This window comes from Trichloromonas sp. (assembly GCF_041583255.1).
Lineage (GTDB): Bacteria > Desulfobacterota > Desulfuromonadia > Desulfuromonadales > Trichloromonadaceae > Trichloromonas.
Genome location: NZ_JBFHGD010000155.1, coordinates 1 through 8,149, shown reverse-complemented (window position 1 = coordinate 8,149; position 8,149 = coordinate 1). Strand labels below are relative to the sequence as shown.

6 protein-coding genes are annotated in these 8,149 nt (G+C 59.8%); 3 read left to right on the top strand and 3 right to left on the bottom strand.

All coding sequences use genetic code 11. The annotated features are described in order from the left end of the window. Positions 1-307 precede the first annotated feature (307 nt). Positions 308-487, bottom strand: a complete 180-nt coding sequence (locus ABYV89_RS12100; protein ID WP_432823212.1) for a hypothetical protein — start codon at positions 485-487, stop codon at positions 308-310. A gap of 427 nt (positions 488-914) precedes the next feature. On the opposite strand from ABYV89_RS12100, the gene ABYV89_RS12095 reads away from it, so the two are divergent. Next, positions 915-1,550, top strand: a complete 636-nt coding sequence (locus ABYV89_RS12095) for a PEP-CTERM sorting domain-containing protein (RefSeq protein ID WP_432823211.1) — start codon at positions 915-917, stop codon at positions 1,548-1,550. Positions 1,551-1,703: 153 nt separating this feature from the next. Here the strand turns inward: ABYV89_RS12095 and ABYV89_RS12090 are convergent, their stop codons facing one another. After that, positions 1,704-2,897: a porin gene (locus ABYV89_RS12090; RefSeq protein ID WP_432823210.1), complete on the bottom strand. Its 1,194-nt coding sequence runs from the start codon at positions 2,895-2,897 to the stop codon at positions 1,704-1,706. A 417-nt stretch (positions 2,898-3,314) separates the two neighbouring features. Further along, positions 3,315-4,871, bottom strand: coding sequence for an ammonia-forming cytochrome c nitrite reductase subunit c552 (locus ABYV89_RS12085; RefSeq protein WP_432823209.1), 1,557 nt, complete (start codon positions 4,869-4,871; stop codon positions 3,315-3,317). A 411-nt stretch (positions 4,872-5,282) separates the two neighbouring features. Between ABYV89_RS12085 and ABYV89_RS12080 the strand changes: the two genes are divergently transcribed. Then, on the top strand, positions 5,283-6,098 hold the full coding sequence (locus tag ABYV89_RS12080) for a sulfide/dihydroorotate dehydrogenase-like FAD/NAD-binding protein (RefSeq protein ID WP_432823208.1): 816 nt from the start codon (positions 5,283-5,285) through the stop codon (positions 6,096-6,098). 36 nt (positions 6,099-6,134) lie between these two features. Then, a complete protein-coding gene (gene gltA / locus ABYV89_RS12075; RefSeq protein ID WP_432823207.1) occupies positions 6,135-7,553 on the top strand; it encodes an NADPH-dependent glutamate synthase in 1,419 nt (472 codons plus the stop codon). The last annotated feature ends 596 nt before the right edge of the window (positions 7,554-8,149 follow it).

The window sequence follows — 8,149 nt, the reverse complement described above, 5'->3', positions numbered from 1 at the left end:
CGCCCAGTCCGATCAGACTTTCCCGTAAGTCGTTTTTCTTGTTTTTGGGGGAGTCAGCAGGACAGCGCATGGATCACCTTGTCTGGTGGTTGTACGGACCAGGGGCAACAACTCTCTCGAGGACTGATCAGATGCATCCGTGAGAAACGAAAATTAAGTATAGCATTTTTTTTGGGCCACCATGCGGCGGTATCAATTCTCTGAATTAAGAATTTCGGAAGGTTGCCCCTCTTGCCGAGCTTGATGCCGTCGAAGTGACGGGTGACCAGCATCGCCGTGTCGCTTAGGCCGCTGTGCTGAAAGGTGGTCAGCATCGGCCGACGGCGACGCCGTGCGGTTCGCCAGCGTGGCTCAGGCCGATCATCTGGTCGCTGCTGCCGGGCGAACCGACCAGGTAGGCCCGGCAGTTGTGGTTAATGTCGGAGAATTCGACCTTGATGGCCATGACAAACGCATGCGCCTCGGCCGCTGAGGTCACCTTTTGCACGCTGGTGATCCACCTCGATTTCAATGCGGAAGCGCACTGCCGATATTGCATCGCGGTCTGTTGCAGAGGCCATTGGTCTTTTTTCTGTCGACATAAGAGTCATATGTCATTAAAGATTCAGCGACATTTATGTTTTGTTGAATTGTTTGAATTCGAAAAGAAATTCAGTAAATAAACAACGTCTCCACTTCCGGCACTTGTTGTCGAAAAAATTTACAGTATTGTGAGTCGATTAACATTAAAGCGATGTAACATCTCGTAATGATGATGTGAATAATTTGGCATAAAACATGTATCAGGATAAGTAAGAATTAATGATTCCCCGCAAAAGTAAAAGGCAGGCTAAAAACAGTAGGGGCTGTCGATGCAGGATTTACATAATGTTTGAATCACTAGTTGTTAAACAAAAGGAGAGGAGATTGTTAAGATGAAAACTCTTATTGTTACGGCAGTCTTGGCGCTAATAACGAGCCCGGCCTGGGCAACTACCTGGATGATCGGTGACGATGATGGCTATGGGATTGGGATTCCTGACAATGCCAATCACACATTCGTCACCCCCATCAAAGACTTCCGCAGTGCTGCTGAAGCAGCAGCAACCAATGGCGCACAATTTACGGATACCTACAGCACGACGCATCCGGGTTTCAGCCCACAGCCTGGCACTGTAGCCACATTTTCTTTTACTGGTCTAGGTAGTGGTTGGACGGAGGGCAGCATGTGGTTTGATATGGCTGATTTTCAGGCCTCAACCTTTGGCCCGGTAAGTGTAACCTACAACGGCATTGTTCAAAATTGGGCTTTCAACGACGGCTACCCGTCAACAATGGTTCGTTTCTTCGATCTGGACCAGAACGTGTTGGACTCAATTAATCTCACCGGCATTTTGGATGTCGTTATTGATCGCAATCAGTCTAGCGATTTCTACGGATTTGACTACGCGCTGCTGTCAGACCGAACTGGCGCAAATACAACTAACGTGGTTCCCGAACCTTCTACCTTCGCTCTTTTAGGCGCTGGCCTTGCCGGGATGATGGTTTGGCGGAAGAAAAAGCGTTCTTAACTTCCCCCTTTGAAGGGCCGGCCGGAAATTCTGCCAGCCTTTGATTGTCGCCAAGAGAGACAGATGTTGCGGTGAACCCCCTGTTAGATTCGGGCCGGGAGGCTTTCCCCGCGGGACACGCCTCCCGGCCATCATTCGGTGCGGCTTCCCCTGTTACCAGCGGAAAAAGGTGCCAAGGCTGGCGATGTTGACATCCTGTTGCTGGCCGCCAAACCATTCGTTTTCGGCCTGACTGTATTCCGCAACCAGCTTCAGGTGGCTGTTGATGTCATGATACACGCCAAAGGTCAGCATGCGCTGGGCCTCCAGTTCCGAAACCCCGCCAGTCTGGCGTACGCTCTTTTCGTGGCGGGTTTCGTCGATGCTGTTTGCACCGTAGGCCACCCCGACCTTGGTGTCGTTCCATGCGTAACACAGTTGAGCGAGCCCCCCCTGGCTGTCCCGCTCTTCGCCGACCGGGTCCAAAGAGTCGGTGTCGAGCATCAAGGTCGAGCCGAGTCCGCTGCCGTTGAACCCGGAAAGAACCAGGTCGACTCCTGCGTAACCGACCTGCAGGCCGCCGGCGATTCCCTGCGCGGTAACCTCTTTGCCGGTCTCTTCGAATTCGGCTTCCTGGTACAGGCCGCTGATCCAGGTGTGAAGGGCGAGTTTGCCGAGCTGCCGCTGCCAGTTTATCTCGGCTTCCAGTCGCGGTGCCTTGGTGACCGTGGCTTCAGGGCCGTCGGCGGTGCGGATCACGGAAGGGTCGTAGATTCCGATTGCGGCCTTGACGCCGGCACGTTCCGGAGTGGTGTAGCGCATCTGGGCGTTGAATTGGGGATAGATGTAACCGTAGCCGATGTTGCCAAGTGTCGTGCCGCCGGCGGCCGCGGCATTGATGCCGGTGCCCATCAGGGTCATGCCGGAAAGGGCGTTCTGGCCCTGAAACAGGCTCAGGGCTTTACCGAAGAGGACCTGGCCGAAAGTGCCTTCAACGGTGAAGAACACCTCGCGCAAATCGATCTGGGTGCTGAAACTGTTTTTGGTGTTGGCGTTCTGCGGGTTGGGATAAAAGCCGACCCGGGCTTTCATGGTCAGGCCGTTGATTTCGGGAGCGTTCACGTTGAAGGCCAGCAGGCCGGGGAGGAAGCCGGAGCGGATGCGAAATGAATCCTCCCCGTCGGAGAGGGTAATGCCGTTGTTTACGTCCAGAGGGCGTTCGTCACCGCTGGTATGGATGGCGAACAGATTGACCATGCCGTCGGTGGTGAGCTGCCAGCCGTTGACGCCGCCGACCAAGAATTCGGCACCAGCGGCGGTCGGGTATACCCCGACCAGGAACAGCAGTAATACGAGGGCCTTTTTCATCTTTTTCTCCTGTGCATTTCATGGGATTAATGGGGTCGCAGCCCGGTTGGATAGAACAGGGTTGCACGAGTTTGGTCGGGCTTTAAGCGAACTTCGTGCCATGGCGTTTACGCCTGCAGGTAGCCGAAAAGACAGTTAAAAAAGCAGTCGATGATTTTCTGGGTGGCTGTGTCGATGTGGTTCTTTATGCCCCGAATCGGCCCTGACTGTGCCGATGGGGGGCGGCCGGAGGTTGGCGGGCTCCCTTTTGTGGAGCATATATGCTGGGGTGGCGTTTTATTTTGGCAGGAAGGGCGGCTGCCGGTCGGATGGGGGGGCGGCAGTAGGCGGGCACGGGAGCCGGGTGAATTCAAATTGCAGACAAAAAAGGCCTGCCGAAAACTCGGCAGGCCTTTGTCCATCCACCCCTGTCTGTCGCTATTTATTCAGCGCTTCTTTGAGCAGGGCGATCCCCTTCTGTGAGGCGGTGATCGACTCGTTCAGGCTTTCTTTGGCCAGGCCGGGATTGTGCCAGCCGTCGCTGTTCTCGGCGGTCCACCACTCCCAGAGCACATGAGCGATCTCGTGCTGCTTGCGGGCCTCGGCCAGCACCGGCTCGGCTACGCCGGCCTTTTGAGCCGCAGCGAAGGTATCGATCAGCTCGCCCAGGTAGGCTTCGGACTCGCGCATCTTGCCGCGGGTGTAGTTCTGCACGGCCTGGATCTGGTAAAGCTTCTCCTCGGCGGTCGCATCGGGGTGGCAGCCCATGCAGGCCTGCTCGACATGATCCTTCGGCCGCACCACCTGATGGGTGGTGAAGGTGGCGCCGCTGGAGTTCTTTTCCTTGGGCATATGGCAGTTGTGGCACTGGACGCCGGCCTTGTCGTGGACGCTGCCCCAGTAGGTTTCCATCTCCGGGTGCTGCAGTTTGATCAGCCGGGCACCGGTGACCGCATGTTTGAAATCGCGGAATTTGAGCTTGTCGTAGTGGGCCAGCAGATCGAGGGCGTTCTTCATCGGGAAGTGATTGGCGCGGCGGTCAGCCATGGCCACCTTGTCGCCGCTTTCCGGCTCGAAGCCCGGGTTGCAGTTGTATTCGACGTGGCACTGGCCGCAGAGCAGGTTGGAGTCCATCTTGGTGAGCACGCCGATTTTGCGGAAATCGCGGAAGTTGACCACCTTGACCTTGCCCTGGCCCTTGTCGGCGTCGTAAGGACGGGCGCCATCACGTTCGATCCCCCCGATGAGGGCGTCGCGGATGATGCGCGGCTGGGTGCCGTGGGGGTCATGGCAATGGATACAGCCGACCGGGTTGTGGACATCCTTGATCAGTTCGTTGACGTCGGAGGTGCGGTCCCACTTGGCGCGCTCGTCCTTGTCGCCCATGAATTTCCAGGTCAGCACCAGGTCGGAGGTTTTGCACTGCAGGCAGACCGGGTTGCCGGCCTTGGCGGTGTGGGGCAGGGTCTTGCCGGTATCGACCAGCACGTCCCAGGTCTTGCCAGGCCGCACCACGCCGTACATGTCTTTGAACTGGTAGCGGCCACCGGCGAAGCGGTCGACGGCCAACTGGTCAACGACCATGAAGGGGTGGGAGCGGGGTTCGTTATGCTCCTTGGTGAAGCCGTGAGGAGCGATCAGCTTGTCCTGCATCGGCGAACGGCCGGTGGGCAATCCTTTTTCCTTGCGGGCTTGAGCTTCGTAGTTGACCCGGTAGTAGGATTTGAACTGATCTTCGTGGCAGTCGCCGCAGGTCGCCAGTTCGAGGCTGGTCACCGGTTTGGTTTTGGGGTTTTTCAGGTGGGCATCCATTTCCGAGTGACAGGTGTCGCAGGAGAGGTCGGCGTGGTTGGAGCCCGTCTTCATCTCTTTGACCTGGCCATGACAGGAAAAGCACTTGGCTTCATCGACTGTTTCTGCCGCTAAAGCCGGGTTGCTCCAAGCCAAAGTCAAGATCAGTGCCGCCAGCGCGCTGCGCCAAAGTTGTCGTCTCATCCCATTGCCTCCTTGAGCGGGTTCGGTGTTGTTGCAGGGCAGATTATAACCATAGCAATTAGAGTATCAGCTAATTGCGGCTGCACAAGCCCGGTCAGGATGAATTCGGCTTCTGCGCCTGCACATACCCGCCTTTCCCATCCGTCCTGCTGCAATCTAATTCACCCCGGAATTGCCGGCCTCCAGCGCGGCGTGCATTTCTGGCGCAAGCTGGGCCATGTTGGGCCTGGCTGGTGGTCCAGAGTGGTGCAGTGCTGTCGTGGCGATTCAACTTCAGGGCGAAGATAGCCCGATCTGCCCCGGCCGCCGGAGTTGGCACGCCCTTCGCTCCTTGCTACCGGCAGGTGTTGTTGCGCCCGCTCTTCGCGGGCGGCGCCGGGACGCAAATTTGCCGAGACAGGATGATTCCTCATGTTTGAAGTTATTCGCAACGAGACCCTTGCCCCCCGCCTGCACCGGATGGTGATCCGCGCCCCGCGCGTCGCCGCCGCCCGGCAGGCGGGACAGTTCGTCATCGTTCGCGCCGCAGTCGGCGAGGAACGCATCCCCCTGACCATCGGCGATGCCGATCCGAAGGCCGGAACGATCAGCCTCTTCATCCAGGCGATCGGCGCCTCGACCCGGCGCATCGTCGCGGTGCCGGCCGGCGGGGCCTTGCAGGACGTGGCCGGCCCCCTGGGCATGGCGACCGAAATGGAGCGCTGGGGGCGCGTCGCCTGCGTCGGCGGCGGGGTCGGCACTGCCGTCCTCTACCCCATGGCCAAGGCCCTGGCGCAGATCGGCAACGAGGTCACCACGATTATCGGCGGGCGCTCGGCGCCGTACATCATCCTCGCCGACGAACTGGCCGTGTTTTCCGCCGCGGTCAAGATTACCACCGAGGACGGCAGCTGCGGGCGGCAGGGGTTCGTTACCGCCGAGCTCGCCGAGCTGATTGCGGATCCTGCCCGCCGCCCTGAAGCGGTCTTTGCCGTCGGGCCGGTGCCGATGATGCGGGCGGTCGCCGAGTTGACCCGGCCGGCCGGCATCAAGACCATCGTCAGCCTCAATCCGATCATGATCGACGGCACCGGGATGTGCGGCGGCTGCCGCGTCGAGGTGGACGGTGAATCCAGGTTCGCCTGCGTCGACGGTCCCGAGTTCGACGGCCACCTGGTCAATTTTGCCACGCTGGCCGATCGCCTCACCATGTACCAGGACCACGCCGCCGGCTGCCGGCTTGGCTGAGCCCCGAAACAGCAACCTTCATACGGATCAGGTGCGATGACAGAGACTCTGAGTATAAAAGAACGCATGGCGATCGAGCGGGTACTGATGCCCGCGCAGGAGGCCGGCGCGCGCAGCCGCAACTTCGCCGAAGTCAACCTGGGGCTCTCTGAAGCCGAGGCGGTTCGCGAGGCGCAGCGCTGCCTGAACTGCAAAAGTCGCAAGTGCGTCGAAGGCTGCCCGGTGGACGTCTCGATTCCCGAGTTCGTCACCGCCCTCGCCGCCGGCGACCTGGAGAACGCCGCGGCGATTCTGCAGAAAGACAACGCCCTGCCGGCGGTCTGCGGGCGGGTCTGCCCGCAGGAAGTCCAGTGCGAAGCGCACTGCGTACGCGGCGTCAAGGGGACGCCGGTCGCCATCGGCTACCTCGAGCGTTTCGTCGCCGACTGGGCGATGGCTCATCCCGGCCGGCTTGCCGCCGCTGAACCCGCTTCCGCCCTTACAGGAAAACGGGTGGCGGTGGTCGGCTGCGGCCCTGCCGGGCTGACGGCGGCCGGCGAGCTGACCCGCCTGGGGCACGAGGTGGTCATTTTCGAGGCCCTGCACGACACCGGCGGGGTCCTGCGCTACGGCATCCCCGAGTTCCGCCTGCCCAAGCGGATCATCGACAGCGAGGTGGGGCGTTTGGTGCGCTCCGGGGTGGATATCGAGTGCAACGTCATCATCGGCAAAACGCTGACCCTGCAGCAGCTGCGCGACGAATTCGACGCCGTCTTTATCGGCAACGGTGCCGGTCTGCCGGTAATGCTGGGGATCCCCGGCGAAAACCTAAAGGGGGTCTACGCTGCCAACGAGTACCTGACCCGGGTTAACCTGATGGGCGCCGGCCTGGACCCGGCGGCCCGGACCCCGATTCTGTGCGGGCGCCAGGTGGCGGTCATCGGCGGCGGCAACACCGCCATGGACTGCGTCCGAACCGCCCGCCGGCTCGGCGCCGAACGGGCCATGCTGGTCTACCGGCGAACCGGAGCGGAGATGCCCGCCCGCGCCGAAGAGATCCACCACGCCCGCGAAGAAGGGGTCGAATTCGTCCTGCTCAGCTCACCGCTGGAGGTCGTCGGCGACGACAGCGGCTGGGCCCGGGCCCTTCGCTGCCAGCGGATGGCGCTCGGCGAACCGGACGCCTCGGGACGGCGGCGGCCGGTGCCCGTGGCCGGCGATATTTTCGATCTGGAGGTCGACGTGGTGGTCAACGCCCTCGGCACCCGCGCCAATCCGCTGCTGACGGCGACGGCCCCGGAGCTGGAGCTGAACCGCTGGGGCAACATCGAGGCCGCGCCGAGCGGGGCAACCAGCCTGCCCGGGGTTTTCGCCGGCGGCGATATCGTCCGCGGCGGGGCCACGGTGATCCTGGCCATGGGGGACGGCAAGCAGGGGGCGGCCGCCATCCACGAGTATCTGCAGCATCCGCGCTAAGCGATCCAGCATCTATCACCGAAACAGAACGACCGCGGCCCTTTTGGCCGCGGCCGTTCTGTTTCAGGTGCGTATTTTATTTACAGTTCGCTTGGTGATATTTGGGGGGGCAATCAGCGGCGGATTTCTGTGGCATGTGTAGCCGCGACCCCTTTGTTGTCTGTGTAGCCGCGACCCCTTTGTTGTCCCGTTTGTTGTCCCGTTTTGGTCTCGCCTCGGCCTGGCCGCTTTTTTGTCTAAAATTGTTGTCGCAAAAACGTCAATAAACTTTACAGCTAGTCGGTTTTGTTTACAAAATCCGGTTTGCGTTGTTTATTTCATCCGACCTCGAGAGCAAAATCATTAGTAAACACACCACCTTAAAAAACTGGCATTTTCATTGCTAATTCCACAAATACAACAGACACGTGATCGGCAGCCTGCACACGAGATTGGAGGCCACCATGAAAATGATCAGTTCACTTGCTTACCTTTTGGGCTTGTTACTACTTGTGCCGGCAACCTTGTTTGCTACCAACATCCCCTACGCCTGGGTCAGCGGAGCCAGCATCCAAGGGGGGTACGGGGGGTACTCTTTTGATCAAGCTGATAATCTG